The 26304-nt window shown below is 65.7% G+C and carries 25 protein-coding genes; 16 read left to right on the top strand and 9 right to left on the bottom strand.

What is annotated here, in order from left to right; all coding sequences use genetic code 11:
• Positions 1 to 8 precede the first annotated feature (8 nt).
• The 4 genes from hmgA to O6X71_RS03820 are packed head-to-tail and all read left to right on the top strand — an operon-like array spanning position 9 to position 3379.
• Complete coding sequence (hmgA, locus tag O6X71_RS03835; protein WP_353464522.1) at positions 9 to 1346, top strand: homogentisate 1,2-dioxygenase; 1338 nt, start codon at positions 9 to 11, stop codon at positions 1344 to 1346.
• The gene (gene maiA, locus O6X71_RS03830; RefSeq protein ID WP_353464521.1) at positions 1343 to 1987 is read left to right on the top strand and encodes a maleylacetoacetate isomerase; all 645 of its coding nucleotides are present in this window, start codon (positions 1343 to 1345) and stop codon (positions 1985 to 1987) included. Before hmgA ends, maiA begins: the two co-directional genes overlap by 4 nt.
• Positions 1984 to 2349: a Rieske (2Fe-2S) protein gene (locus O6X71_RS03825; protein WP_353464520.1), complete on the top strand. Its 366-nt coding sequence runs from the start codon at positions 1984 to 1986 to the stop codon at positions 2347 to 2349. The genes maiA and O6X71_RS03825 overlap by 4 nt, the downstream gene beginning before the upstream one ends.
• A 55-nt stretch (positions 2350 to 2404) precedes the next feature.
• Positions 2405 to 3379: a rhodanese-related sulfurtransferase gene (locus tag O6X71_RS03820; protein ID WP_353464519.1), complete on the top strand. Its 975-nt coding sequence runs from the start codon at positions 2405 to 2407 to the stop codon at positions 3377 to 3379.
• A gap of 80 nt (positions 3380 to 3459) precedes the next feature.
• Here the strand turns inward: O6X71_RS03820 and O6X71_RS03815 are convergent, their stop codons facing one another.
• The 4 genes from O6X71_RS03815 to O6X71_RS03800 are packed head-to-tail and all read right to left on the bottom strand — an operon-like array spanning position 3460 to position 6348.
• Entirely contained in the window at positions 3460 to 3978 is a 519-nt protein-coding gene (locus O6X71_RS03815; protein ID WP_353464518.1) for an ankyrin repeat domain-containing protein, read from the bottom strand.
• On the bottom strand, positions 3971 to 5140 hold the full coding sequence (locus tag O6X71_RS03810) for a glutathionylspermidine synthase family protein (RefSeq protein ID WP_353464517.1): 1170 nt from the start codon (positions 5138 to 5140) through the stop codon (positions 3971 to 3973). Before O6X71_RS03810 ends, O6X71_RS03815 begins: the two co-directional genes overlap by 8 nt.
• A complete protein-coding gene (locus O6X71_RS03805) occupies positions 5140 to 5889 on the bottom strand; it encodes a PspA/IM30 family protein (protein WP_353464516.1) in 750 nt (249 codons plus the stop codon). The genes O6X71_RS03810 and O6X71_RS03805 overlap by 1 nt, the downstream gene beginning before the upstream one ends.
• A gap of 24 nt (positions 5890 to 5913) precedes the next feature.
• A complete protein-coding gene (locus O6X71_RS03800; protein ID WP_056049210.1) occupies positions 5914 to 6348 on the bottom strand; it encodes a YjfI family protein in 435 nt (144 codons plus the stop codon).
• A gap of 248 nt (positions 6349 to 6596) precedes the next feature.
• Here O6X71_RS03800 and O6X71_RS03795 point away from each other — a divergent pair, with 248 nt between their 5' ends.
• Genes O6X71_RS03795 through O6X71_RS03785 form a run of 3 tightly spaced genes read left to right on the top strand, consistent with a single transcriptional unit; the run spans position 6597 to position 8265 of the window.
• Entirely contained in the window at positions 6597 to 7238 is a 642-nt protein-coding gene (locus O6X71_RS03795) for a DUF2491 family protein (RefSeq protein WP_056481639.1), read from the top strand.
• A 32-nt stretch (positions 7239 to 7270) separates the two neighbouring features.
• Positions 7271 to 7684: a DUF350 domain-containing protein gene (locus tag O6X71_RS03790; protein WP_136190170.1), complete on the top strand. Its 414-nt coding sequence runs from the start codon at positions 7271 to 7273 to the stop codon at positions 7682 to 7684.
• 11 nt (positions 7685 to 7695) lie between these two features.
• Positions 7696 to 8265, top strand: coding sequence for a DUF1190 domain-containing protein (locus tag O6X71_RS03785; protein WP_056049223.1), 570 nt, complete (start codon positions 7696 to 7698; stop codon positions 8263 to 8265).
• 27 nt (positions 8266 to 8292) lie between these two features.
• Here the strand turns inward: O6X71_RS03785 and O6X71_RS03780 are convergent, their stop codons facing one another.
• Positions 8293 to 8919 (bottom strand): glutathione S-transferase family protein, encoded by a 627-nt coding sequence (locus tag O6X71_RS03780; RefSeq protein WP_353464515.1) that lies wholly within the window; start codon positions 8917 to 8919, stop codon positions 8293 to 8295.
• Between the two features lie 102 nt (positions 8920 to 9021).
• On the opposite strand from O6X71_RS03780, the gene O6X71_RS03775 reads away from it, so the two are divergent.
• A complete protein-coding gene (locus O6X71_RS03775; protein ID WP_353464514.1) occupies positions 9022 to 10437 on the top strand; it encodes a dihydrolipoyl dehydrogenase in 1416 nt (471 codons plus the stop codon).
• Positions 10438 to 10581: 144 nt separating this feature from the next.
• On the opposite strand, the gene O6X71_RS03770 is transcribed toward O6X71_RS03775, so the two are convergent.
• Positions 10582 to 10782: a hypothetical protein gene (locus tag O6X71_RS03770; RefSeq protein ID WP_353464513.1), complete on the bottom strand. Its 201-nt coding sequence runs from the start codon at positions 10780 to 10782 to the stop codon at positions 10582 to 10584.
• A gap of 108 nt (positions 10783 to 10890) precedes the next feature.
• On the opposite strand from O6X71_RS03770, the gene paoA reads away from it, so the two are divergent.
• The 4 genes from paoA to O6X71_RS03750 all read left to right on the top strand — a co-directional run bounded on the left by paoA (position 10891) and on the right by O6X71_RS03750 (position 15731).
• On the top strand, positions 10891 to 11535 hold the full coding sequence (gene paoA / locus O6X71_RS03765) for an aldehyde dehydrogenase iron-sulfur subunit PaoA (protein ID WP_353464512.1): 645 nt from the start codon (positions 10891 to 10893) through the stop codon (positions 11533 to 11535).
• Entirely contained in the window at positions 11532 to 12482 is a 951-nt protein-coding gene (locus O6X71_RS03760; protein WP_332755017.1) for an FAD binding domain-containing protein, read from the top strand. The genes paoA and O6X71_RS03760 overlap by 4 nt, the downstream gene beginning before the upstream one ends.
• A gap of 5 nt (positions 12483 to 12487) precedes the next feature.
• Entirely contained in the window at positions 12488 to 14680 is a 2193-nt protein-coding gene (gene paoC / locus O6X71_RS03755) for an aldehyde oxidoreductase molybdenum-binding subunit PaoC (protein WP_353464511.1), read from the top strand.
• A gap of 91 nt (positions 14681 to 14771) precedes the next feature.
• Entirely contained in the window at positions 14772 to 15731 is a 960-nt protein-coding gene (locus tag O6X71_RS03750; protein ID WP_353464510.1) for an NAD(P)H-dependent flavin oxidoreductase, read from the top strand.
• Positions 15732 to 15761: 30 nt separating this feature from the next.
• Here the strand turns inward: O6X71_RS03750 and poxB are convergent, their stop codons facing one another.
• Positions 15762 to 17510, bottom strand: a complete 1749-nt coding sequence (gene poxB, locus O6X71_RS03745) for a ubiquinone-dependent pyruvate dehydrogenase (RefSeq protein WP_353464509.1) — start codon at positions 17508 to 17510, stop codon at positions 15762 to 15764.
• A 225-nt stretch (positions 17511 to 17735) separates the two neighbouring features.
• Between poxB and O6X71_RS03740 the strand changes: the two genes are divergently transcribed.
• The 4 genes from O6X71_RS03740 (at position 17736) to O6X71_RS03725 (ending at position 24793) form a co-directional block, all read left to right on the top strand.
• Positions 17736 to 20264: a glycoside hydrolase family 3 protein gene (locus O6X71_RS03740; RefSeq protein WP_353464508.1), complete on the top strand. Its 2529-nt coding sequence runs from the start codon at positions 17736 to 17738 to the stop codon at positions 20262 to 20264.
• 355 nt (positions 20265 to 20619) lie between these two features.
• Complete coding sequence (locus O6X71_RS03735; protein WP_353464507.1) at positions 20620 to 21039, top strand: DUF2946 family protein; 420 nt, start codon at positions 20620 to 20622, stop codon at positions 21037 to 21039.
• 146 nt (positions 21040 to 21185) lie between these two features.
• The gene (locus O6X71_RS03730) at positions 21186 to 23396 is read left to right on the top strand and encodes a TonB-dependent receptor (protein ID WP_353464506.1); all 2211 of its coding nucleotides are present in this window, start codon (positions 21186 to 21188) and stop codon (positions 23394 to 23396) included.
• Positions 23397 to 23410: 14 nt separating this feature from the next.
• On the top strand, positions 23411 to 24793 hold the full coding sequence (locus O6X71_RS03725) for a PepSY-associated TM helix domain-containing protein (protein WP_353464505.1): 1383 nt from the start codon (positions 23411 to 23413) through the stop codon (positions 24791 to 24793).
• Between the two features lie 8 nt (positions 24794 to 24801).
• On the opposite strand, the gene O6X71_RS03720 is transcribed toward O6X71_RS03725, so the two are convergent.
• The gene (locus tag O6X71_RS03720) at positions 24802 to 25863 is read right to left on the bottom strand and encodes a glycosyl hydrolase family 8 (protein WP_353464504.1); all 1062 of its coding nucleotides are present in this window, start codon (positions 25861 to 25863) and stop codon (positions 24802 to 24804) included.
• Positions 25853 to 26299, bottom strand: coding sequence for a cellulose biosynthesis protein BcsD (gene bcsD, locus O6X71_RS03715; protein ID WP_156348744.1), 447 nt, complete (start codon positions 26297 to 26299; stop codon positions 25853 to 25855). Before bcsD ends, O6X71_RS03720 begins: the two co-directional genes overlap by 11 nt.
• Between the last annotated feature and the right edge of the window lie 5 nt (positions 26300 to 26304).

Raw genomic sequence — 26304 nt, 5'->3', positions numbered from 1 at the left:
AGGAAGCCATGACAATCCACCAGCCGACCAATGCCGCAGGCGAGACCGCCGGCCGGACCGAAGACAGCGCGGCGTACCAGCCCGGCTTCGGCAACCACGTATCGACCGAGGCGATCCCCGGCGCGCTGCCGATCGGCCGCAATTCGCCGCAGCGCCCCGCGTTCGGGCTTTATACCGAGCAGCTCTCCGGCACAGCGTTCACCGCGCCGCGCCACGAGAACCGCCGCAGTTGGCTCTACCGGATGCGCCCGACCGCCGAGCATCCGCCGTTCGAGCGCTACGCCGGCGCCAAGCGGTTCGCGCCCGGAACCACCGACGCGCCGCTCGCGCCGAACCGCCTGCGCTGGGATGCAATCACCGCCCCCGCCCCGAATACCGACCTGATCGACGGCATGACGACGATGCTCGCCAACCGCGATCCCGCCGATCTCGAAGGCGTCGCACTCCACGTCTACGCGGCCAATACCGACATGACCGACCGCGTTTTCATGGATGCGGACGGCGAGTTGCTGTTCGTGCCACAGGCTGGACGAGTACGGTTGCTGACCGAACTCGGCCGGATCGACATCGCCCCCGGCCAGATCGCGCTGATCCCCCGCGGCGTCCGCTTCCGCGCCGAACTTCCCGATGGCGAAGCGCGCGGCTATGTCGCAGAGAACCACGGCGCGCTGTTCCGCCTGCCCGATCTTGGCCCGATTGGCGCCAACGGCCTCGCCAACCCGCGCGATTTCGAGACGCCGGTCGCCTGGTTCGAGGACCGTGACGAACCGGTCGAGGTCGTTCAGAAGTTCATGGGTTCGCTGTGGACCACCACGCTCGATCATTCGCCGCTCGACGTCGTCGCATGGCACGGCAACCTGGCGCCTTGGCGGTACGACCTGTCGCGGTTCAATACGATCAACACGGTCAGCTTCGACCATCCCGATCCGTCGATCTTCACGCTGCTGACCTCGCCGAGCGACGTGCCCGGCCGCGCGAACGCCGATTTCGTGATCTTCCCGCCGCGCTGGATGGTCGCCGAGGGGACGTTCCGGCCGCCGTGGTTCCACCGCAACGTCATGTCCGAGGCGATGGGGCTGATCACCGGCGCGTATGATGCGAAGGCCGAGGGGTTCGCGCCGGGGGGGATCTCGCTGCATAATCTGATGTCGGGCCACGGACCGGATCTGGCGAGCTGGCAGGGTGCGAGTGCGGCCGACCTGAAGCCGCACAAGATCGATGGGACGATGGCGTTCATGCTGGAGAGCTGCTGGCCGTACAAGCCGACCGCCTATGCGATCGAGCATTCGCAGCTCGATTACGACGCGGTCTGGTCGGACTTCCCGAAAGCGGTCCTGCCGAAGTGAGCCTGACACTGCACGGTTATTGGCGCTCGACCACAGCCTACCGCGTCCGGATCGCGCTGGCCGTAAAGGGGGTCGAGTACGCGCAGGTGACGCACGACCTTCGCAAAGGCGCGCAACGCGATGCGGGGTATCGCGCGCTCAATCCTCAGGGCTTGGTGCCGGCGCTGGAGACTGACGACGGGATCTTGACGCAAAGTCCCGCGATCCTCGAATGGATCGACGAGACCTGTCCCGATCCTCCGCTGCTCCCCGTTGGCGCGAATGACCGGGCGATCGTCCGTGCGATGGCCGCGACGATTGCCTGCGACATCCATCCGGTGAACAATCTCCGCATCCTGAACGCCTTGCGCACCGAGTTCGGGGCGGACGAGGCTGCGGTGAACCGCTGGACCGCGCGCTGGATCGGCGATGGGTTCGCTGCGCTCGAGACGCTGATCGCGCGCTACGGTGACGGCTTTGCGTTTGGTGCGACGCCGACGATCGCCGATTGCCATCTGGTGCCGCAGGTCTATTCGGCCGAGCGGTTCGCGGTCGATCTCTCACCCTATCCGCACCTCAAGGTCGCTGCTGACAACGCCCGCGCCCTCCCCGCCTTCGCCGCCGCGCACCCCGACCTGCAGCCGGACGCCGACCGCGCATGAGCGACGGCGAACGGCTGACCGCGACGCCGGGCGGGATCAAGCTCGCACCGCTCGACGCGATCGCGGACGGCAAGGCGCGGAACTTCGTGCTCCAGATGCGCGCTGGTCGCTTCCACGGGTTCGTCGTGCGCAAGGACGACGCGGTGTTCGGCTATGTCGATCGCTGCCCGCACATGGGACTGCCGCTCGCGCAGGTGCTCGACGACTATCTCACGCCGCGCGGCGACCTGATCGCGTGCAGCTGGCACTCCGGGCTGTTCGAGATCGACAGCGGCGCGTGCGTCGGCGGACCGTGCGGGGGCACGCGGCTGACACCCTGGCCAGTCGCGGTGGTCGACGGGATGATCGTCACCGAAGGCTGACGTGGCGGGCGACTTGCGCTAAGGGAGCGCACCTCCTCCCCTGCACGTTGAACCGATGACCGAAACCCTGCCCATCCGCGTCGTGGCGCTGTACCGCTTCACGCCGTTCGCCGACGTCGCCGCGATCCAGCCGCCGCTCGCGCTCGCCTGCTGTTCGAACGGGGTGAAGGGAACGCTGCTGCTTGCCGCCGAGGGGATCAACGGGACGATCGCCGGGTCCGAAGAGGGTATCGACGCCGTCCTCGCGCATATCCTCGCGCTGCCGGGGTGTGCCGATCTCGACGTGAAGGAATCGCGCGCGGAAACGATGCCGTTCCACCGGATGAAGGTTCGGCTGAAGCGCGAGATCGTGACGATGGGCGAGCCCGCGATCGATCCGCTGGAAGGCGTCGGGCATTATGTCGAGCCGGAGGATTGGAATGCGCTGATCGCCGATCCGGGGACGATCGTGATCGACACGCGCAACGACTACGAGGTCGCGGTCGGGACGTTTGCCGGCGCGGTCGATCCGCAGACCCGGACGTTCCGGGATTTTCCGGCTTGGTTTCGCGAACATCGTGACGAACTGGTCGGGGACGGCCCGCCGCCGAAGATCGCGATGTTCTGCACCGGGGGGATACGATGCGAGAAGTCGACCGCGTTCCTGAAGGCCGAGGGGCTGGATGAGGTGTACCATCTTAAGGGTGGCATCCTGAAATACCTGGAGACCGTGCCCGAAGCTGAGAGTCTGTGGGAGGGGGAGTGTTTCGTGTTCGATCAGCGCGTTGCGGTTGGACATGGGCTCACGTTGGGAAGTCATGTGCTCTGTCACGCGTGCCGGATGCCGGTGAGTGTCGCGGAACGTGCCTCGCCGCGCTATGTCGAGGGGGTGAGTTGCCCGGCCTGTCATGATGCGCGGGACGAGGCTCAGCGGGCGGGCTATGCCGAGCGGGAGCGGCAGATGCGGTTGGCCGAGGCTCGGGGTGAGGCGCATGTCGGGGCGTTATTGCCGAAGACGCATGCCGGAATTGCGCTCGAGGTCGATGGCTAACGAAGTCCAGTAAGCTTGTTCACCCGCGAAGGCGGGTGCCCAGTCTGGGCACCCGCCTTCGCGGGTGAACAAATGGGGGGCTAGTTGGTCGTTGCGAAGCGCTCGGCCAACGCTGCATTACCTTGCGACACCGCCAGCGAATGCACGCTGTTTCCCGCCGCATCCACAATCGTCGCATCCGCGCCGTGCTCCACTAACAGGTCGATGATCGCCGTCTTGTTCACCAGCGCTGCCATCATCAGCGCGGTCTGGCCGACGCCGTTGCGCCGGTTTACGTCAGCGCCTCCGTCGAGCAGGATCTGCACGATCTCGGTATAGCCCTTGAAGCAGACGCCCATCAGCGCGGTGTTGCCGCGCGAGTCCGCCGCTCCGTCGACCTGCGCGCCTGCCGCGAGCAGAGCCGCGGTGGCTTCGGCCTGACCATTATAGCTGGCGATCACCAGCGGCGTGTAGCCCTTCGCATCGGTCACCTCGATATCCACGCCCGCCTGCACCAGCGCCGGGATCATCTCGTCCCGCCCCGTCCGCGCCGCATCGAACATCAGTTCGACCAGCCGTTCCATCGGCGGCAACGGGGGCAGGTCTCGCGCGTCAGTCATCATTCGCCTCGATGATATGCGGCACGAACCGCGCGAGATTGCGCGTCACGACCGTGTCATCCTCCCGAACGCCGATGCCGGCGGCTTCGTTGCCGACCATCCACGCACCTATCACCGGATGCCGGCCGTCGAACACCGGCGGCGGTGCATAGGCTTGGCGGATTGCGCCCTCCGCGCCATAGCCCTGATCGAGCACGTCGTGGCCGCTCTCGCCGATCACCTCGACGTTCGCGCCTTCGCGCGAGAACAGCGGCTTGCGCACGTACTTAGGCCCGAGGATCTTCGCAGCGGGATCGTCGTCGAAGAATGCGGGGAGCAGGTTCGGATGCTCGGGATGCCGCTCCCACAACAGGGGCAGGATGCCCTTGTTCGACAGGATCGACTTCCACGCCGGCTCGATCCAGCGCACGTCGGCACGCGACAGGTTCGGCGCGTAGGGCTCGCGGAGCATGAACTCCCAAGGGTACAGTTTGAACGCCGCCTGCACCTCGAATCCATCGGTGTCGATGAAACGCCCGTCGGCGGCGAGGCCGATATCCTTCATCTCGACGAACTTCGGCTCGATCCCGACCTGCGACGCCAGATCCTCGAAGAACCGCACCGTCTGGCGGTCCTCGATCGCCGACGCATCCGCGGCGAAATGGACGAAGCCGCCGCTCGGGAACAGCGCACGGAAGCGTTCGCGCAGCTTGTCGAACAGGCTATTGAACTGGTCCGTCCCGGCCGGCAACGCACCGCTCGCGAGCAGATCCTCCAGCCACATCCACTGGAACGTCGCGCATTCGAACACCGATGTCGGCGTGTCGGCATTATACTCGTAGAGCTTGGCCGGCCCCGTCCCGTCATAGGCGAAGTCGAACCGCCCGTAGAGCGACGGCTGGCGCGTCCGCCACGTCTCGGCGACATAGTTCCACTGCTCGCGCGGGATCGCGAGGCGTTCCATCAGTTGCTGGTCGCGGACCACCTCGTCGACCAGATCGAGACACATCGCATGCAGCTGTTCCGCGGCGGGCTCGAGGTCCTCCTCGATCTCCGCCAGCGTGAAGGCGTACGCCGCACCCTCGTCCCAATACGGTTCGCCATCCGTGTCGTGATAGACGAACCCGATCGCGTCGGCCCGCTCGCGCCAGTCGCCGCGCGGGTCGACCGCGATCCGGCGCATCAGGAGTCCGACGTCTTGGAGTCGTCGCGCTGACCGATCTGCAGCGTCTGGCCGAGTTCCGGCGTCTTCCGTGCTGTCAGGCGCGCAAGCACGTCGTCCGCCGACGACTGCCCCGGCCCAATCCCTGCCAGCCGCAGCTTCTCGTCGAGGTCGGCGCCGGTACGACGGTCTTCCAACTCGCCCGCTGCCTTGATCCGTTCGCCACGGATCGCCTGCCGTTCACGAATACGAGCGAGGCTGTCCGCCGCCGAGCCGAGCTTGTTACCCGCGCCCATGCTGCCCGACGCGACCGAAGCCTGTGCTTTCTGCACCGACTCGTTGACCTTGACGACCTCGACCTCGCGGCGGAGCTGCTCGATCTTGCGATCGGTCTGCGCGACGGCGGTGTGGATCTGCTCCTCGGCGGCGCGCATGTCTTCGACCTGCGGGGACTTCAGCGCGATGTCCTGCTCGAGGTCGGCGATCCGCTGTGCGACCTGGCGCGCGAGATCCATGTTGCCCTTCTCGACCGCGATCCGCGCAGACGCCTCATACTTGGTCGCCTGAGCACGGAAGCTCTCGACCTCGGTTTCGAGAATACGACGACGCGCTACCAGCCCTGCGAGATCGTCGCGTGCCTTGCCTTGCGCCTTGTCGGCATCGCGGATTTCCTGGTCGAGGATACGCAGCGCGTTCGCATCGACGACCGCCGCGCCCGCTTCGTGCGCGCCGGCACGACCGAGGGTGAAAAGCTTGCTCCAGATGGCCATGCCAGTCTCTCCGTTTGTATCAGTTCAGGCGGCGGGAATCTGCGCGTGGCGCAGGTCGGTGGCCGCATCGATCGCATTCTCGGCAAGCGTGCGCAGTTCGATGATCACGGTATCGAGCCGGCTCGACGTCGCAAGTTCGCCGAACAGCTCGTAATAATCGCGGCCATCGACCGTGCCGATCCCGAAGTTCGACAGCGGTACCAGCTTCTGCGACTTCAGCAGGAAGGTATTGAACGCCAGCTGGTCCTCCTGCTCGTCGCACGGCCACAGCAGCGTCGAGCATGCGATCTGCGCCTCGCTGACGTTGACGAACAGTTCGAGGTCGCCGTGATGGTGCATCGTCACCAGGAGCACCGGGTCCGCCCCCTCCAGGATCCGCGCGGAAAATTCGCCGGCTTTCGCGGGCTCGGACGTGTCGAGCGCGGCCTTCAGGCTGCGGACGGTCCAGATGTCGGTCAATGCAAGAACTCCCGTGCTTGTCGCTCGCGCAGACACATAGGCCTTTCGCGAGCGCCTGCCACCCTCCCCACTTCCGTCATCCTGACGAAAGTCAGGACCCAGGGTCACGGAGGGCAGCGTTTACGGCTCTGGGTCCTGACTTTCGTCAGGATGACGAGAGTGTTTCGTCAGGATGACGGGGGTTGCGCTTTGCGAGCCCGCCCGCTTTGGCCTAAGAGGCACGTCAACCACCCACACGCGAGGATTGCATGTTCGATCGCCTGTTCGGCCGCAAGCCAGCGCTTGACGGCAACGCCCTGCCCGTCGTCCGCAACGTCACGCTGGGGCGGACCGTGACCGTGGATCCGCTCGCATGGCGCCGGTTCGGGTCCGAACTCCTTTTCCCGTTCGACCGCGATACGCTGGTGATCGTCGCACAGGGACTGATCGACCTCAACGAGGGCGGCTTCGTCCACCGGTTCTACACCGACGACGACATCATGTTCCAGGCGGTGTCGAACGACCGCGATGGGCAGGACGTCACCGATGTCACGCTGTTCGCGCCTTGGGACAGCAGCTATCCGTCGTCCGCCGCCGAGCGCCCGGCGTGGAAAAGCCGCCTGAAGGCACGGACCTTCACCGCCGAAGGACTGCCCGAATACAGCCGCGCATGGTTCGGCCCCGAAGCGAGCGAGCAGGAGCCCGTGACGTTCTGGGAGGAACTGCACGACGACCGTGACGGGATCGTCGACCGCCGTATCTTCCAGACCTGCATGCTGTTCAGCCGCGACCTGCCGGGCGACGACGGCCGCGAATTGCTGTTGGCGATCGACATGGAGACCGAGTCCGGTGACGTCTCGTTCGAGATCATGCTGGGCGTGGCACTGGAACTCGGCGAGTTCAGAGCCTAGCGTCGCGCGTAGACGGCTCCGGGGGAAATGCCATGATCGACCAATACAGCTTCGGCGCCAGCGCGCTTGCCTTCCTGATCGCGTTCGTCGCGGCGGGGGCGTTCACGATTCTGTTCAAGATCGTCTATCAGGTCGCGACGCCGTATCATGAGAAGTCGCTGATCCGCGAAGGCAACACCGCCGCGGCGATCACGCTGGGCGCGGCGCTGCTCGGCTATGTCCTGCCGCTCGCCTCTGCGCTGACGCATACGGTTTCGCTGCTCGAGTTCGCGGTGTGGGCGCTGCTGGCGGGCGTGATCCAGATCGTCACGTTCCTGATCGTCCAGCATTTCGTGATGCGCGACTTCAACGACCGGATCGTCCGCGGCGAAATCGCGGCGGCGACCTATATGGGCAGCATCTCGCTGTGCGTCGGCATCCTCAACGCCGCCTGCATGACGAACTGAGGGGCATAGCGATGAAGCGTTCCAGATCGATCGTCCTCACCAGCCTGATCGCAGGCTCGGGCATTTCCCTGACCGCGTGCGATGGCGATGTTGGCGGCAAGCCCGTCGAGGCGCAGAGCTATGCCTCGGTGCAGGAGTGCCGCGCGGCGGGTGCGTTGTCGGCGGTGCAGTGTGATACCGCGTTCGAGCAGGCCAAGGCCGATGCCGCGAAGACCGCGCCACGGTTTCAGGATCGGCAGACTTGCGAAGAGCAATACGGCGCCGCGCAGTGCGAGCCGCGCAACAACGGCAGCGGCGGCAGTTTCTTCACCCCGCTGCTGACCGGCTTCCTGGTCGGGCAGGCGCTCAACGGAGGTTTCGGCAACCGCGGCGCGCCGATGTACCGCGACCGCGACGGCAATTATTACGGTGGTGCAGGTGGCCGGATCAACCGGGACTATGTGACGGGCCGGACGCGCGTAGGCTCCGACGCTTTCACGCCGACCACCGCGAGAGCCCCTGCCCGCGTCCAGTCGCGCAGTTCGGTAATCTCGCGCGGCGGCTTCGGCGGCGGCTTTGGTGGTCGCAGCTTCGGGGGGTAACGCGACCGTTACCCCCTTCCGTAGTGTTTAGCGGCGGGCCGGCATCAGCGGGCCACCGATTTCAGTTGCGGCGATGAACGCGGGACGGGCGCGTAGGCGATCCAGATACGCCGCGACGTCGGGGTGCTCCTTGAGCAATCCGGCGCTCTCGGCGATCGCGAGGATGTAGCACATCTGGATATCGGCCAGCATCAGCTGCTCGCCCATCAGATACGGGCCATCGCCGACGCCCGCGCCGATATAGTCGAGCGTCTTGGTCACTTCGGGTCCGGTGAACTTGGCAAGGCCTTCGGGCAGGCCGCCCATCCGCTTGCCGAGCGACGTCATCATGATCGGCAACGACGCCGAGCTTTCGACATATTGCAACCACTCGTCGTGCACGGCGGCCGCATCGCTGTCGATCGGCGGCGAGAAGCGGCGGTCGCCGTAACGGTCGTCGATATATGACAGGATCGGCGCGCTCTCGGCCAGCGTCAGCGCATCGTCAACCAGCACCGGCGCCTTGCCGAGCGGATGGATCGCCTTCAGTTCGGGCGGCGCGCGGAAATTCTCGTCACGCTCGTATTTGACGAGGTCGTATTCGATACCGAGCTCTTCGAGCAGCCACAGCACGCGGATCGAGCGCGAGTAGTTCAAATGGTGGAGCGTTAACATAAGCGTCCTTCGACTAGGAATGTGCTGCACCGCGGAACGGCTGGGCGGCATCGAAGGTTTCCTCGGTCGCGGCCCCGGAATTCTCCGGCAACGGAGAGACTTATGACCAAGCTGACCTGCGACGTGGCAATCATCGGTGCCGGAACCGCCGGCCTCGCCGCTGAGCGCAGCGCGCGTCGCAACGGCGCCAAGACGTTGCTAATCGACGAGGGCTTCGGCGGCACGACTTGCGCGAGCGTGGGATGTATGCCCTCCAAGCTGTTGATCGCGGCCGGAAACGCGATGTATGCGGTCGAGCACGCGTCGGTGTTCGGCGTCGAGGCGTCAGGCAAGGTCGACGGCGTCGCGGTGATGGCGCGGGTCCGTAAGGAGCGCGACGCGTTCGTCGCAGGCGTCGAGACCTCGATCGACAAGCTGCCCGCGGAGGTGAAAATCGAAGCACGCGCGAAATTTGCGGGCGCGACGATCCTGTCGCTCAGTGACGGCCGCGAGGTCCATGCGAAGTCAGTGGTGATCGCGACCGGATCGAGCCCTGCGATCCCCGAGATGTTCGACGCGGTGCGCGACCGGGTGCTGACAAACGAGAGCATCTTCGAACTAAAGGATCTTCCGAAGTCGCTGGGCGTCGTCGGCGCGGGCGCGCTGGGCTTGGAACTGGCGCAGGCAATGGCGCGGCTCGGCGTCGACACGATGGTGTTCGACACGGGCGAGACGATCGGCGGACTGAAGGACCGCCACGTCGCCGAGGCGTATCACGCGATCCTCTCGCGCGAGATGCCGATCCTGCTCGGCGTCGAACTGACGGTCGAGCCGGACGGCGATGGCGTCAAGCTGGCCTGGAGTGGTTCTGCATCGGGCGAGCAGCACTTTGACTATCTACTCGTGGCGACCGGGCGGCCGCCGCGGATCAAAGGCATTGGCCTGGAGACGACTGGCCTCACGCTCGATGAGCATGGCATGCCAGACTATGACCCCGAGACGATGCAGTGCGGCACGGCACCGATCTTTATCGCCGGCGACGCGGACCATGACCGCGCGGTGCTGCACGAGGCATCGGCGGAGGGCATGATCGCGGGGCGGAACGCGGCGAGCTACCCCGAGGTAACGCCGGGCAAGCGCACCGTGCCGTTCGCGATCACCTTCACGCACCCGAACGTCGCGGTCATCGGCAAGATCGCCAAGGACGACGATGCTGACAGTGTCATCGGTACCGCGTCGTATGACGATCAGGGCCGAGCTAAGGTCGAGGCGTGCAATGCCGGGTTGGTGCGGTTCTACGCGGATCGCCGCGACGGGCGCTTGACCGGTGCGACCATGGCGGGGCCTGCGGTCGAGCATAGCGCTCACCTGATCGCGTGGGCAATTCAGAGCGGATGGACCGCGACCGAGGTTTTGGACCTGCCGATCTACCATCCGACCTTCGAGGAGGGGATGAAGGGTGCGCTTCGTTCGATCTGCAGCGAGGTACATGCGCCTACCCCGCCGGATCGGGATGACGGTTTCACGCCGGGAACCTAATACTTGATCCCTCCCCGCCAGGGGGAGGTGGCACCGGAGGTGACGGAGGGGGAGGACACGGAACAGAGGTTTTTCCTTTCCTCCCCCTCCGTCTGGCAAGCGCCAGCCACCTCCCTCTGGCGGGAGAGGATCGTAAGGTGGGCGCTAGGCCTCAAGATCCAGATACGAGACGACGTCGTTTTCCGTGGCCAGATACAGCCCCGCCTGCACATCCTCTTCCTGCTGCGCCGCGATCGTCAGGGCCTCCCCGAGTGGACCATAGAACAGCGTCGTCGCCGCACCACCCTCGCCGCTGTCGTCGAGGTGATACAGCCGCACCGATACGCTGGAAGAAACTGTCCGCATTTCAATACCCTACTGAAGTCTCCGTGACGCAAAATTCACGGAACCAAATGCCTATTAGCGCAACTTTGCCGCGCTTCACCCGTTAGGCCAACATATACAGGGGTTTATATGCATCAGGATGAAGGTTTTCCGGTGTCGCGCCGTGGCGTGATAGCCGGCGGTGTCGCGTCGGCTACGTTGGCGGCAGCACCTGCGGTACAGGCACAGACGCAGGGCACCGCTCAGGCGGCCCCGCCGACCATGCCCGTGACGCTCAAGGTCAATGGTCGCACGACCAAGATCAACGTGGATACGCGGACCACGTTGCTGGACGCGCTGCGTGAGAATTTGAAGCTTACCGGCACCAAGAAGGGCTGCGATCACGGCCAGTGCGGTGCGTGCACGGTCATCGTCGAGGGTCGCCGCATCAACAGCTGCCTGACGCTCGCGGTCATGCACGAAGGCGAAGAGATCACGACGATCGAAGGCCTCGGCACCCCCGAAAAGCTGCACGCGATGCAGGCCGCATTCGTCAAGCATGACGGTTACCAGTGCGGCTATTGCACGCCCGGCCAGATCTGCTCGGCGGTCGCGACGCTTGGCGAGATCAAGGCGGGCATCCCCAGCCACGTCACCGGCGACATCTCAGCCCAGCCGACCGTCACCACCGATGAGTTGCGCGAGCGGATGAGCGGCAACATCTGCCGCTGCGGTGCCTATGCGAACATCATTGACGCGATCCACGACGTCGCTGGCACGGAGCGTGCGGCATGAAGGCCTTCACCTACGAGCGTGCGACCTCGGCGAAGGAAGCGGCCAGCGCCGCAGTTCGCACGCCCGGCGCGAAGTTCATCGCGGGCGGCACCAACCTGCTCGACCTTATGAAGCTTCAGATCGAGACGCCGCAGCATCTGATCGACGTCAACGGCCTCGGCCTCGACAAGATCACGCCGACGTCGGAGGGCGGTCTCCGGGTCGGTGCTCTGGTTCGCAATACCGACCTCGCCGCCGATGCGCGCGTGCGGAAGGATTACGGCGTGCTCAGCCGCGCGCTGGTGTCCGGCGCGTCGGGCCAGCTCCGCAACAAGGCGACGACCGCGGGCAACCTGCTCCAGCGAACGCGCTGCCCGTATTTCTACGACACCACCAAGCCCTGCAACAAGCGCCAGCCCGGCAGCGGCTGCGCGGCGATCGGCGGCTTCAACCGCAACCTTGCGGTCATGGGCACGAGCGACGCGTGCATCGCGACGCATCCAAGCGACATGGCCGTTGCGATGCGCGTGCTCGACGCGACCGTCGAGACGGTGAACGCCGCTGGCCAGACACGCGCTATCCCGATTGCGGACTTTCACCGTCTCCCCGGTGCAACGCCGAACATCGAGACATCGCTCGCGCCCGGCGAACTCATTACCGCCGTCACGCTACCCAAGCCGATCGGCGGCACGCACATCTACCAGAAGGTGCGTGACCGTGCGTCCTATGCGTTCGCGCTGATCTCGGTTGCCGCCGTAATCCAGCCGGGTGGCCGTGGCCGGCTCGCCTTCGGTGGGCTCGCGCACAAGCCGTGGCGCGTCGAAGCTGCCGAGGCACAGATGCCGAATGGCGCCAAGGCGACCGCATCGGCAGTCCTCGCCGGCGCCCGCACCACATCACAGAACGCGTTCAAGCTGCCGTTGGTCGAACGCACCATCGGCGCCGTGTTCGAAGAAGCGAAGGCCTGACGCCCATGAAGTTCGATACCCCCGCCACGGCGAACCCGACCGACCGGATGAAGGTGCTCGGCCAGCCGCTCGATCGCGTCGACGGCAAGCTGAAGACCACCGGCACCGCGCACTACGCCTATGAGCGCAACGATGCCGCGCCGAACGCCGCCTATGGCTACATTCTCGGCTCGGCGATCGCCAAGGGCCGGATCGAGAGCATTGACGACGCCGACGCGAAGGCCGCTCCCGGTGTGCTCGCGGTCGTCACCTACCAGAATGCCGGCAAGCTCGGCAAAGCCAAGAACCACACCGCACGGATGCTCGCCGGCCCGGACGTCCAGCATTACGACCAGGCCGTCGCGGTCGTCGTTGCCGAGACGTTCGAGCAGGCACGCGCCGGTGCCAAGCTACTCCGCGTCAACTACGCGCGCACGGCCGGGCGATTCGATCTCGCCGCATCCCAATCCTCGGCGACCAAGCCCAAGAGCGGCACGCCCGACACCGCCGTCGGCGACTTTGCCGGTGCGTTCGCCAAGGCGCCGGTCAAGCTGGATGAGCGCTACACCACGCCCGACCAGAGCCACATGATGATGGAGCCGCACTCCACCGCCGCGGCGTGGAAGGACGGCAAGCTCACGCTCTGGACGTCGAACCAGATGATCAACTGGGCAGTCGGCGACATGAGCGAGACGCTGCTCCTGCCGAAGGAAAGCATCCACGTATTGTCGCCCTATGTCGGCGGCGGTTTCGGCTCGAAGCTGTGGGTCCGCAGCGATGCGGTGATGGCGGCGCTTGGCTCGCGCGCGATCGGCGGGCGTCCGGTGAAGCTCGCGCTTGCCCGCCCGCAGGTGATGAACAATACGACGCATCGCCCGGCGACGATCCAGCGCCTGCGCATCGGTGCGCAGAAGGACGGCAAGATCACCGCGATCGCGCATGAGAGCTGGTCGGGCGATCTCCCCGGTGGCGGTCCCGAGACTGCGCCTAATGCGACTCGCCTGCTCTACGCCGGCGCCAACCGCATGACCGCGACGCGTCTCGCCGTGCTCGATCTCCCCGAGGGCAATGCGATGCGTGCGCCGGGTGAGGCGGTCGGCTTGCTCGCGCTCGAGGCCGCGATGGACGAGCTGGCCGAGAAGCTGAAGATGGATCCGGTCCAGCTGCGGATCATCAACGACACGCAGGTCGATCCGGAAAAGCCGTCGCGCCAGTTCTCGCAGCGTGATCTGGTCGGCTGCCTGAAGACCGGCGCCGAACGCTTCGGCTGGAACAAGCGCAACCCCGTCCCGGGCCAGGTCCGCGATGGCCGCTGGCTGGTCGGCATGGGCATGGCATCGGCGTTCCGCGACAACGTCACGATGAAGTCGGGCGCGCGCGTCGGGATCGACAAGAAGGGCGTCGTGACGGTCGCCACCGACATGACCGACATCGGCACGGGCAGCTACACGATCATCGCGCAGACTGCGGCTGAGATGATGGGCGTACCGATGGACAAGGTCATTGTCCTGCTCGGCGACAGCAGCTTCCCGGCCTCGTCGGGTTCGGGCGGCCAGTGGGGCGGCAACAGCTCGACCGCGGGCGTCTACGCGGCGTGCATGGCGCTGCGCGAGCGCGTCGCGCAGAAACTGGGCTTCAACTCGACCGACGTCGTGTTCGAGGACGGCAAGGTGAAGTCGGGCAACCGCAGCGTCTCGCTGTCGGAAGCTGCTGGCGATGCCGGCCTCTCGGCCGAGGATTCGATCGAGTTCGGTGACCTCACCAAGACGTATGCGCAGGCCACGTTCGGCGCGCATTTCGTCGAGGTCGGTGTCGATTCGGCAACCGGTGAGATCCGCGTCCGCCGGATGAGCGGTGCATTCGCCGCGGGCCGCATCCTCAACCCGAAATCGGCCCGCAGCCAGGTTATTGGAGCGATGACGATGGGCGTCGGTGCGGCGCTGATGGAAGACGCGGTCGTCGACACGCGGTTCGGCTATTTCGTCAATCACGACCTCGCCGAATATCACGTGCCCGCGCATGCCGACATTCCGATGCAGGACGTGTTCTTCATGGACGAACTCGACGAGAAGTCCTCGCCGATGAAGGCCAAGGGCATCGGCGAACTGGGATTGTGCGGCGTCGGCGCGGCGATCGCCAACGCGGTCTACAATGCCTGCGGCGTTCGTATCCGCGAATATCCGCTGACGCTCGACAAGGTCATCGGCAAGATGGCCTGATACCCTGCCCTCCACCCCGTCTCGACAACGGTCGGGGTGGAGGGCAAAACCGGCTCTGGCGCGCGCGAATAGGTTGCGCTAGAAAACTGGCATGACCGTACCCGCCATTCTAAAAAACCTGCGCCTGCCTGTCATCGGCTCGCCGCTGTTCATCATTTCCGGCCCCGATCTGGTGATTGCACAGTGCAAGGCCGGTATCGTCGGCTCGTTTCCCGCGCTCAATGCGCGCCCGCAGGCGATGCTCGACGAGTGGCTCCACCGGATCACCGAGGAACTCAGCGCGCATAACCGCGCCAATCCCGATCGTCCGGCGGCGCCGTTCGCGGTCAACCAGATCGTCCACAAGTCGAACGACCGGCTCGAGAGCGATCTCGAGACGTGCGCCAAGTGGCAGGTGCCGATCGTCATCACCTCGCTCGGCGCGCGCGAGGATCTCAACACGGCGGTGCATGGATGGGGCGGCATCACGCTCCACGACGTGATCGACGACCGGTTCGCGCGGAAGGCGATCGAAAAGGGCGCCGACGGCCTGATCGCAGTTGCGGCCGGTGCGGGCGGTCATGCCGGTCGCCTGTCGCCGTTCGCGATCATCCAGGAAATCCGCCAGTGGTTCGACGGCCCGCTGGCGCTGTCGGGCTCGATCGCGACCGGCGACGCCGTCCTTGCCGCTCAGGCGATGGGCGCGGACTTCGGCTATATCGGCTCGCCGTTCATCGCGACCACGGAGGCGAACGCGGATCAGGCGTACAAGGACGGCATCGTCGCCGGCAAAGCCTCAGATATCATCTATTCCAACCTCTTCACCGGCGTGCACGGCAATTACCTGCGCGCGTCGATCCAGGCGGCCGGGATGGACCCGGACAACCTCCCCGAAGGCGATTTGAAGACGATGGACTTCGGCGGCGGCAACGGTTCTAAGCCCAAGGCGTGGAAGGACATCTGGGGCTCAGGCCAGGGCATCGGTGCAGTCACCGAGGTCGAAAGCGTTGCCGACCGCGTCGATCGTCTCGAACGCGAATACCGCGCGGCGCGGGCCCGTCTTTCGCTCTGACGGACCCGGCACCGACCGATCTCAGCTCGCTCAGAACAGACGTTTGAGCAAGCCGACATTGGTCTTGCCCAGCTCGACCACCTCGTCGCCGCGCCCGCTGATGATCGCCTTCGCCATATAAAGTGTGAAGCCCTTCATCTGCTCCAGCGTGATCTTGGGCGGCATCGACAATTCGGTGCGCGCGGTGACGGCATCGAGCAACGCCGGCCCCGGATGCGCGAGGACTTCCCGGATGCCGGCCTCGACGTCACCCGGATCGGTCACGCGCACGCCGTGGATCCCGATCGCCCGCGCCATCGCCGCAAAGTCGGGGTTGTCGAGCGCGACGCCGGTCTCAACCAGGCCCGCCGCCTTCATCTCCATCTCGACGAACCCGAGCGTGCCGTTGTTGAAGACGATTATCTTCACCGGCAGGCCGAGTTGGCGCACCGTCAGCAACTCGCCCATCAACATCGCCAGGCCACCATCGCCCGACAGCGTCACGACCTGTCGCTCCGGGTACGCCGACCGTACGCCGATCGCCTGCGGCAGCGCGTTCGCCATCGATCCGTGGTTGAACGATCCGATCAACCGGCGCCGACCGTTCATCTTCAGGTAGCGCGCAGCCCATACGGTTGGCGTGCCGACGTCGCAGGCGAAGACCGCATCGTCCGCCGCCTGCTCGCTTAGGACGCGGGCGACGTGCTGCGGATGGATCACACCGCTGCCGGGCGTCCCGTTGGCAAGATCGTCCAGCCCCTTGCGGGACTCGGTGTAATTCTCGATCGCCGATTTGAGGAAGCTGCCATCGCGCCCGGTGTTCACTCGCGGTATCAGGGCCGCAAGAGTTGCGCCGACATCGCCGACCAGCCCGATATCGATCGCCGTCCGCCGACCGAGGTTTTCCGGTATCAGGTCGATCTGTGCGACCTTCGCCTTCTCCGGGTAGAATTGCCGATACGGAAAATCCGTGCCGAGCATCAGCAGCACGTCGCACGCCATCATCGCGTCGTAGCCGCTCGCAAAGCCGATCAGCCCGGTCATGCCGACGTCATAGGGGTTGTCGTATTCGACGAACTCCTTGCCCCCCAGCGCGTGGACGATTGGCGCCTGCAAGATCCCCGCGAGCGTGACGAGCTCGGCGTGCGCGGCGCGGCACCCCCGCCCCGCCAGGATCGTCACCTTCTGCGCGCCGTTCAGCAGCGCGGCGAGTTCGGCGATGTCCTCCTCCGCTGGTATCGTGACCGAAGGCGGCGGCAAGAGTGCACCCTTCGACCGTGCCAGCGTACCCGTCGTCGATCGCAATGCGACGTCGCCCGGCATCGCGACGACCGAAACGCCGCGGTGGCCGACCGCCGCCCGGATTGCCGTCTCCAGCGTCCGCGGCATCTGGTCGGCATCGGAGATCGTCTCGCAATAGACGCTGCATTCGCGGAACAGCGCTTCCGGGCGCGTCTCCTGGAAATAGTTCGAGCCCACCTCCCCGCTCGGCACCTGTGCCGCGATCGCCAGCACCGGCACGCGCGTCCGGTTGCAGTCGTAGAGCCCGTTGATCAGGTGCATGTTACCGGGGCCGCAGGATCCGGCACACACCGCGAGCTTGCCGGTCAGCTGCGCCTCCGCCCCTGCGGCAAAGGCAGCGGCCTCCTCGTTGCGAACGTGGATCCACTCGATCTTACCCTGCCGCCGCAAACTGTCGGTCAGGCCGTTGAGGCTGTCGCCAACGACACCGTAGATCCGCTCGACACCTGCTAAGTGCAGCGTCTCGGCAAACAGGTCGGCGATGATGGTCTTGGACATGGGATACTCCGGGCAGTGACGAAAATCACGCTTGGCCGGCGGGGGGCAACCGCGTGGTGGCACTCCAACGCGCCCAGGTATCATCCGGATGCACGCAAACTGTCGAGAGCGACCGGGACTGCGATCGGCAGACATGGTCGTCGAAAGCATGCCATGATCATGTTGAAACCAAGTAGACGGCAAACGGGAATCGAGCGCGACAACGCGCCATTTGGGGGAATGAAGATGTCGGCAGGTCTATCGCCGCTCGCGATCGCGCTTTTACTGCAATCGGTAGCAGCGCCGATACCGGCACGAACGCCGCCCCCATCCGCCGTTGCGCATCCCGAAATTTGGCCAACCGCTCAGGCGAAGCCTTCGCGCGATCCGAAGGTCGAGGCGCGGATCGCCGCGATCATGAAACGCATGTCGGTCGCGGATAAGATCGGACAGCTTATCCAGGTCGACATCGCCAGCATCACGCCGTCGGACCTGCGCACCTACAAGCTCGGCTCGATCCTCAATGGCGGTAATTCGGGTCCAGGCGGCAACGATCTCGCGCCCCCGATCGAATGGCTCAGGCTTGCCGACGAGTTCTACGACGCGTCTATGGCACGCAGCGACGGCCGCCCCGCGATCCCGGTGATCTGGGGCACTGACGCGGTCCACGGCAACAACAACATCCCCGGCGCCACACTCTTCCCGCACAACATTGGTCTCGGCGCCGCCCGCGACCGCGACCTGATGCGTGAGATCGGCCACGTCACCGCGATCGAGACCGCCGCCGCCGGTATCGACTGGACCTTCGCGCCCACGCTCGCCGTCGTCCGCGACGATCGTTGGGGCCGCACGTATGAGAGCTATTCCGAGGAACCAACGATCCAGGCCGATTACGCCGGCGCGGTGATCGAAGGCGTCCAGGGCAAGGTCGGCACCAAGGAGTTCCTCGCCCCCGACCACGTCATCGCGACCACCAAGCATTTCCTCGGCGACGGCGGCACCGGCGGACGCGACCAGGGCGACGCGCGCATCTCCGAGACCACCCTGCGCGACATCCATCTCGGCGGCTACCCCGCGGCGATCGAGGCCGGTACGCAGTCCGTAATGGCCAGCTTCTCAAGCTGGAACGGCGCCAAGATGCACGGCAACAAGAGCCTGCTGACCGGCGTGCTCAAGGACCGCCTGCATTTCGACGGCTTTGTAGTCGGCGACTGGAACGGCCACGGCCAGGTTGAGGGCTGCTCGAACGAGAGTTGCGCCGCGGCGATCAACGCCGGCCTCGACATGTTCATGTATTCGGGCACCGGCTGGAAGACGCTTTACGACAACACGCTGAAGCAGGCGCAGTCCGGAGAGATCCCCGCCGCGCGTCTCGACGACGCGGTCCGCCGCATTCTCCGCGTGAAGATCCGCGCTGGCACGTTCGATCGCGGTCGCCCGTCATCGCGCGCACTTGCCGGCAAGATGAACCTCATCGGCACCGCAGACCACCGCGCGATCGCCCGCCGCGCCGCGCGTGAATCGATGGTGCTGCTCAAGAACGAAGGCGGCCTGCTCCCGCTGAAGCCCTCCGCCAAAATACTCGTCGCGGGCGGCGGCGCGGACAACATCCCGCAACAGGCCGGCGGCTGGTCGCTGACATGGCAGGGCACCGGCACCACCAACGCCAACTTCCCCAACGCCGAGACGATCTGGTCGGGGATCAACACCGCGGTCAAGGACGCGGGCGGCACCGCGACGCTGTCGGCCGACGGCAGCTTCGCGAAGAAGCCCGACGCGGCGATCGTCGTGTTCGGCGAACAGCCCTATGCCGAGTTCAAGGGCGACCGCCCGAACCTCGAATACAGCCCGGAGGACAAGTCCGACTTGGAACTCCTGCGCAAGCTGAAGGCGGCGGGGGTGCCAGTCGTCGCGGTATTCCTGTCGGGGCGCCCGCTCTGGGTGAATGCCGAGTTGAACGCCTCCGATGCGTTCGTCGCGGCGTTCCTGCCGGGCAGCGAAGGCGGCGGCGTTTCCGACGTGTTGTTCCGCAAGAAGGACGGCAGTGTCGCCAACGACTTCCGCGGCAAGCTCAGTTTCTCCTGGCCGAAGCGCCCCGACCAGTATGTCCTGAACCGCTCCGACTCCGGCTACGATCCGTTGTTCGCATTCGGCTACGGCCTGAGCTACGCCAAGCCGGGCAGCGTCGCGAAGCTCGACGAAAACCGCCCTGCCGGCGTGGCCGCATCGTCGAACGGCACGATCTTCGGAAAGGGGCGCGTGCCCGAAGGCTGGTCGCTGACTCTGGTCGAGCAGGGCCAGTCGAAGGTGCGCATGGTCGGCAGCAGTGGAACGACCGCGACGCGACGCCTCACCGCCTCCGCAGTCGACCGCCGGCGGCAGGAGGATGCCCGCGCTTTCGTCTGGACAGGCGGCCCCGCGGACGTCCGCGTCGAGGCATCGGGCCCCCTCGACCTGACGCGCGAAAGCAACGGCGAACTGAGCATCGTCATGGAAATCCGCACAGATCGCCCCCCCACCGCACCGGTGACCTTGGGCATGGTCAGCGAGAACGGCCGGGCGGTAACGGTGCCGATCACCAGGACACTGTCCGCGGGCAAGTCCGGAGACTGGCAGCAGGTGATCGTCCCGCTCCAGTGCTTCGCCAAGCGCGGTATCGACATGGCGCACGTCACCGCGCCGTTCGTGATCGCCACCGATGGCAAGCTTGGCGTTTCGATCTCGGACGTGAAGATCGACTCCGCCCCTGTCCCGATGACGAAGTGCGGAGACTGAGCGACGTTAGCGTATTCGCCGATGCGATGTTCGACGTTGTCGAACCGGCGATGGCGGGGGATCAGTCGCCAGGCTCGACGGGTCGCGACGGCGCGTTAGGCCGCCTGATCGCTGGCAACTCCCAACCCGTCGACAGCGGGCGGTCGACTGACGGCACCCAACACATACCGGTACGACGGCGGGTAGGCGGGTTCGCCTGCCGCATCGATCTACGTTCGGCATGCTCTGGCCCTTCGTGTTGGAGAACAGTCGACATTGGATTGCCGGCATCAGAACATCTGGCACGCGGTGGTCCCCGTCGGCGAGACGTTTCGTCCACGTGACACGATCATGGACAGTGCGTAGACCGCTAGCCGTGGCAGCACTCCGTCGCCTTCTCATGGACCATCGCCAGCTGGCGGCGTGGGTGGTTGCGTGCGCGCTGGTGATGAAGATCTTGGTGCCGGCCGGGTTCATGCCGGTCGTCTCCGGGGGGGGCGTGACGATCGAGATTTGCGGCGGCAAAGCGCCCGCCCAAACGGTGGTGGCACCGATGATGGCGATGCCCGGCATGGCGCATCATTCGGGCAAGTCCGATCATCAGGAGCGAGAGATGCCCTGCGCATTTTCGGGCCTGACCGCGCCGTCGCTGGCAGCGGTCGATCCGGTGCTGCTGGCGATCGCCATCGCGTTCATCGTCGGTCTCGTCCGCCACGTGAGAATCGCAGTACCGATCGCTGCGCAAGCCTATCTTCGGCCACCCTTGCGAGGCCCCCCGCCCTTCCCCGCCGCGTGATCCGTCGGTCTTCGGACCGGGCGCGATCACGATGCTTTGGCAGGTCCACCACGTCGGCGGACCGGTTCGACACGCGCGGCAAGTCCGCGGGAATGACGGTATCCGATCCGCACCATGATGTGCAGACGGGTCCAGCAGGGATTCACATGTTCAAAACCATAGTCTTCGCGTCGGCATCGATCGTCGCGTTCTCGGGGGCCGCCCATGCGTCTGACAAGGAGGACGCGATCGATAAGAAGGCCGAGATCGTCGTCACCGGCCAGCGCGACCAGCTGAAGCTCGATCGTAAATCGGATACCGGCAGTCGCCTAGGCCTGTCGGTGCGCGAGACGCCCGCGACCGTCGAGACACTGACACAGGCGGATATGCAGGTGCAGGGGCTGCGCACCGCACGAGAGGCCTTCAACAGCGTCGTCGGCGCGATCGCTGGCAACGTCCCCGGCAACCCCGCGGTCGTGACGTTGCGCGGCTTTTCGGGCGGCGCCGTCTCGATCCTGCAGGACGGCGTCCGTATCTCCACCTCGACCGTGATCCAGCGCGATACCAATGTGTGGCATTTCGACCGGATCGAAGTGATCAAGGGGCCAGCCTCGGTGCTCTACGGCGAAGGCGCGCTGGCCGGCGTGATCAACAAGGTCACGCGCAAGCCGACGTTCGACGGGGACCATGTCGATGGCTTGCTGAGCGTCGGCAGCTTCGACACGGTGACCGCGGCCAGCGGCGTGAACCTCAAGCTGTCGGACACCGTCGCGGTCCGCGCCGACGCGAGCTACATGCACTCCGACAGCCTGTACGACGTCGAAGGCAATGCGACGCGCTCGGTCGGACTGACGGGTAGCATCCTGTTCAAGCCGTCGACCGATTTGAGCCTGCTCTTTGCCGTCGACCATTACGAGGACCGGTACGACAGCAGCTATCAAGGGCTGCCGTTCGTCTCCGCCACCGTCGCACGCGATCCGAGCGATGCAATGCGAAGCGGTAACGGCATGGTGCTCGACAAGGCACTGCGTCGTCGCAACTATAATCCGTACGGTGCTTATTCCGGCGCACGCGACACGACGCTGCGGTCGCGGATCGATTATGCGATCGGCGGCGGCTGGGCGGTCGCGAACGACTTCACCTGGTATCACGCCAAGCGCGATTTCGTGCTGAGTGGCGATCAGAACTTCACCGCCCCCACCGCCGCCTTCCCCAATGGCAGTTTCGCGCGGTCGGTTCAGCGAATCTATCATGATCACCAGTTTTGGAACGAGCGACTTGTCATCGCCAACGACGGGGTGGTCGCAGGATTGCGCAACCGGTTCAGCCTGGGCGGCGAGTATAACGATACGAATTTCGTCAATCCGCGCCAGCAGAGCCCGGTCGGACGCATCGCGAACGTCGATCCGTTCGCGCCGATCGTCGGCGTCTTCCCGACCGACGATGCCGCCTATTCGACCACCAACGTCGTCTACAATTCCAAGCTCAAGACCGCGTCCATTTTCGCTGAAGACGCGCTTAATCTGACTTCAGGCTGGCTTCTGGTCGGCGGCGCGCGTTACGATCGCATTGACCTGACCCGCGTCATCACCAACCTCAACGCGAACGGCGCGGTCACGCGGGGCACGCCGACCTATGATCCGTTCTCCTGGCGGATCGGCACGACCTACGCCATAACGCCCGACATCACCGTGTACGGCCAATATACGACCGCGGTCACACCGGTATCCTCGATCCTGCTCCAGTCGATCGTCAACACGACCTACAAGCTGACAAAAGGCCGTTCCTACGAAGTCGGTTTCAAGGCCTCCGCGTTCGCCAAGCGGTTGACGATGACCGGCGCCGCATACCGGATCGAGCAGACCAACATCCTCACGCGCGATCCGAACAATCCGCAGCAAGCCATTCAAGGCGGCGAGCAATCGTCGCAAGGCGTCGAGCTCAACATCGGCGCGGCGGTCACCGACGCGCTCTCCGTGTCGGCAGGCGCCGCCTACACCGACGCGCAGTACGACCAGTTGAGCGAGCTGATCGCCGGCATTCGCATCGACCGCGCCGGCAACCGACCGATCAACACGCCCTCGACCACCGTCAGCGGTTCGGCGCTCTACACGATCAAAGCTATCCCGGTCACGCTCGGCGGGTTCGTCCGGCACGTGTCCGGCTTCTACACCGACACCGCCAACAGCTATTTCGTCCGCGGGCATACGACCATCGATGCGTCGATCAGCTATCAGGTCGCACCGCAAGCCTCGGTGTCGGTCCGCGGCCGCAACCTGACCGACGCGTTCTACGGCGAGTATTCGGGCTACCCGTCGACCAACGTCTATATCGGCGCGCCACGCAGCGTCGAAATCGCGCTTTCCACGCATTTCTGAGCAGGGGTTTCCAGATGGCATTCACCGGTTCGGTCGATCCGAAAGCATACCGCGCACTGTGGCGCTGGCATTTCTATGCCGGCCTCATCGTCGCGCCCTTCCTGCTGATTCTGGCGGTCACGGGCTCGATCTATCTGTTCAACGACGAGATCGACGATGCGCTGTATCCGGCGCAGCGGTTCGTCGCGGTCCATGCAACGCAGGTGCCGCCGTCGCGGATGATCGAGGCCGCGCTCAAGGCGCATCCGGGGGCCGCGACGCGGATCGATCTGCCGGGGGCGCCCAACCGCTCGGCGGTCGTGTTCGTCACCCCCGATCACGGCGAGCCGCTCCGCGTGGCCGTCGATCCGGCGACGGGGCGCGTGCTCGGCTCGACGATCTATACCCGCACGCTGGTAGGGTTCGCCGACGAGATGCACGGATCGCTGACGCTCGGCACGGTCGGCGATCGGATCGTCGAGCTTGCCGCATGCTGGGCGCTCGTCCTGATCGTGACCGGAGTGTATCTGTGGTGGCCACGTGGTCGCGGCGGCTTCGGCGGTATCCTCTATCCCAGGCTCGGCGCGAGGGGACGCCTGTTCTGGCGTGACCTGCACGCGGTGATCGGCGTCTGGTCCGTCGCGTTCATCGCGTTCCTGCTGCTAACCGGCCTCCCTTGGGCGGGGATCCAGGGCGACCTGCTCAACCGCGGTACCGCGGCGCTTGGTATCGGCTACCCGGCATCGAACCGCACGCACAATGCGCCTGCGAGTGTGCCGATGAAGACCGCGCTCGGCGAAGCACCGTGGACGATGGAACTCGCACCGATGCCGACATCGACGGCATCCTCCGAACATGCCGGTCATGCTGGCCACGAGATGACCATGGCCGTCCGCGACGATGCAGCGGTGGCCGGGATCGACCGGATCGCAAACTCGGTGACGCGCGATCACCACGTTGCGGGTGCGTATCGCCTGTTCCTGCCGAGCGGACCGACCGGCGTCTATACGGCCTACACCTACCCCGATCAGCCGCAGGGGCAGCGTACGCTGTATTTCGATCGCTGGACCGGCGGCTTGATCCGCGAGGTCGGCTACCCCGATTACGGCTGGGCAGCGAAGGCGATCGAGCTCGGCGTTCAGCTGCACATGGGCAATTACTTCGGGATCGCGAACCAACTCGTGATGTTGGCGACGTGCATCGCGATCGTGCTGCTCGTGATCAGCGGTGTCGTGATGTGGTGGAAACGTCGCCCTAAGGGCCGCCTTGCCGCGCCAGTGCGCGTCTCCCCGACGAGGATCAAGGGCGCCATCGCCATCCTGATTCTCGCCGGAATACTATTCCCGATCCTCGGAATGTCGGTGATCGTGATCTTCCTGATCGACCGGCTGGTCCTGCTCGCTGCCATGAAGCGGTAGCCGGAGGATCAGGGGAACGCCGCGGCGAGGCATTGCAGCGCTGCGGCGTAATAGTCGGTCGCCAAAGTCGCGGGTGCATGCGCGCCAAGCGTGCGGCTCACCACCGCGCGGCCACCGGCCGACAGGGGGTATTCAGCGGACTGCCCCGACACCACGTCGGTCCAGGCGGGGATCTGTTCAATGGGCATCGATCGCCACCAGGTCCGGATCGGCTCGACCAGCGCGCTCCGGCCCGACACGCTGGCGAACAGCGGAACGCGGATGGCGTCGAAGCCGAACCGTGGCGGCTTGTCTGCGGCGGGTGCGATCGCACCGGTATTCGAGACGTCGATCCAGTCGGTTGGCAGGCGATGCGCGCCGAACCGGGCCGCGGCGATCAGAGCCTCGCCATCGGTGATGACCCGTCGCCAGACCGCCGCGTTGCCGGTCTTCGCGAACAGGTCGAGCGCGGGCCAGACGTAATAACAGGGGTTGATCGTCGTTCGTGCCGCGGTCGAGAACCCGTCGAGCCCTGGCAATAACAGCATCCGCCCGCCGACCGTCTTGACGAGGCGGGTGGCGATCGCATCGACGATCGCCCGCGACCGCGCCGCGTAGCGTGGCTCGCGCCACTTGTTCGCTGCCCTCGCCAGTGCGTAGGCGATGAGCAGGTCGCCATCGGTCGCGTTGTTGCGATCGGCGACGGGATTGGCCGCACGCGGATCGTAGCGCCAGACGTAGAGCGCGACGTCCGGCCGGGCGAGTTTGGCTTCGGTCCAGGCTAGAATCTTGTCGAATGCCGCTCGATCGCCCGCCGCCTGAGACAGCAACAGGCCATAGCTCTGGCCTTCGCTGTGGCTGACGCCGCCATTGCCGTTGTCGACGATCCGGCCGTCGTCGGCCATGAACCGCTGCTTGAAGCTTGCCCAGTTCACGCCGTTTGCCGCGCCGGTCGCTGGCAGGGCCGGGGGCTCGATTGCCGCGCTGTTTTCAGTGGCGAGTGCCCTGTCGTCCGGTGCCCGTGCCTTGCTGCATCCGGCGATGGCCAGACCGCCCATTCCCGCCATGACCTGTCGACGATCAACGTCCATGCTTCAGTCGTGCCTCCGTATCGCTCCACCACAGGGTGCGTGTCGTTAGATCGGCACCGCTGCCGAGCGTATGCAACCAGGCGTCATACGCCCCCTCCAGCAACGGTCGCAGGGTCTGTTCGGTTGCACCGCCAAGGATCGGCGCCAGCCGCCGGGCAAAGCCGGTATGCGTGATCAGCAGGCCGTCCTCGGCGAGTTCGAACCGCACTTCGCCGCAGTCGTGCTCGCGCCACAACCGGTTGATCGAGGCGGCGAGCGCAGCAATGTCCTGCGCGTCGCCGACCGGATGCGCGCCTGCGATCCGTGCGCCGACCGCGCGAAAGAACGCGCGTCGCTGCGCCGTGGTCGCGCCGCCACCGACTTCGGCGATGATGCTTCCCAGCAACAAGGAGGCGGCAGTGGTTTCGGTCGCATTGTCGGTGGACCATTCACTCATCGCGT

It is taken from the genome of Sphingomonas faeni, assembly GCF_040407505.1.
Classification (GTDB): Bacteria; Pseudomonadota; Alphaproteobacteria; order Sphingomonadales; family Sphingomonadaceae; genus Sphingomonas; species Sphingomonas faeni_E.
This window is presented reverse-complemented; position numbering and strand designations above follow the sequence as displayed.

Bases quoted from the DNA above. Each gene is read 5' to 3' on its own strand.
- hmgA (WP_353464522.1), top strand. From the start codon at position 9: ATGACAATCCACCAGCCGACCAATGCCGCAGGCGAGACCGCCGGCCGG.
- O6X71_RS03825 (WP_353464520.1), top strand. From the start codon at position 1,984: ATGAGCGACGGCGAACGGCTGACCGCGACGCCGGGCGGGATCAAGCTC.
- O6X71_RS03820 (WP_353464519.1), top strand. From the start codon at position 2,405: ATGACCGAAACCCTGCCCATCCGCGTCGTGGCGCTGTACCGCTTCACG.
- O6X71_RS03815 (WP_353464518.1), bottom strand. From the start codon at position 3,978: ATGACTGACGCGCGAGACCTGCCCCCGTTGCCGCCGATGGAACGGCTG.
- O6X71_RS03810 (WP_353464517.1), bottom strand. From the start codon at position 5,140: ATGCGCCGGATCGCGGTCGACCCGCGCGGCGACTGGCGCGAGCGGGCC.
- O6X71_RS03805 (WP_353464516.1), bottom strand. From the start codon at position 5,889: ATGGCCATCTGGAGCAAGCTTTTCACCCTCGGTCGTGCCGGCGCGCAC.
- O6X71_RS03795 (WP_056481639.1), top strand. From the start codon at position 6,597: ATGTTCGATCGCCTGTTCGGCCGCAAGCCAGCGCTTGACGGCAACGCC.
- O6X71_RS03790 (WP_136190170.1), top strand. From the start codon at position 7,271: ATGATCGACCAATACAGCTTCGGCGCCAGCGCGCTTGCCTTCCTGATC.
- O6X71_RS03785 (WP_056049223.1), top strand. From the start codon at position 7,696: ATGAAGCGTTCCAGATCGATCGTCCTCACCAGCCTGATCGCAGGCTCG.
- O6X71_RS03780 (WP_353464515.1), bottom strand. From the start codon at position 8,919: ATGTTAACGCTCCACCATTTGAACTACTCGCGCTCGATCCGCGTGCTG.
- O6X71_RS03775 (WP_353464514.1), top strand. From the start codon at position 9,022: ATGACCAAGCTGACCTGCGACGTGGCAATCATCGGTGCCGGAACCGCC.
- O6X71_RS03770 (WP_353464513.1), bottom strand. From the start codon at position 10,782: ATGCGGACAGTTTCTTCCAGCGTATCGGTGCGGCTGTATCACCTCGAC.
- paoA (WP_353464512.1), top strand. From the start codon at position 10,891: ATGCATCAGGATGAAGGTTTTCCGGTGTCGCGCCGTGGCGTGATAGCC.
- O6X71_RS03760 (WP_332755017.1), top strand. From the start codon at position 11,532: ATGAAGGCCTTCACCTACGAGCGTGCGACCTCGGCGAAGGAAGCGGCC.
- paoC (WP_353464511.1), top strand. From the start codon at position 12,488: ATGAAGTTCGATACCCCCGCCACGGCGAACCCGACCGACCGGATGAAG.
- O6X71_RS03750 (WP_353464510.1), top strand. From the start codon at position 14,772: ATGACCGTACCCGCCATTCTAAAAAACCTGCGCCTGCCTGTCATCGGC.
- poxB (WP_353464509.1), bottom strand. From the start codon at position 17,510: ATGTCCAAGACCATCATCGCCGACCTGTTTGCCGAGACGCTGCACTTA.
- O6X71_RS03740 (WP_353464508.1), top strand. From the start codon at position 17,736: ATGTCGGCAGGTCTATCGCCGCTCGCGATCGCGCTTTTACTGCAATCG.
- O6X71_RS03730 (WP_353464506.1), top strand. From the start codon at position 21,186: ATGTTCAAAACCATAGTCTTCGCGTCGGCATCGATCGTCGCGTTCTCG.
- O6X71_RS03725 (WP_353464505.1), top strand. From the start codon at position 23,411: ATGGCATTCACCGGTTCGGTCGATCCGAAAGCATACCGCGCACTGTGG.
- O6X71_RS03720 (WP_353464504.1), bottom strand. From the start codon at position 25,863: ATGGACGTTGATCGTCGACAGGTCATGGCGGGAATGGGCGGTCTGGCC.
- bcsD (WP_156348744.1), bottom strand. From the start codon at position 26,299: ATGAGTGAATGGTCCACCGACAATGCGACCGAAACCACTGCCGCCTCC.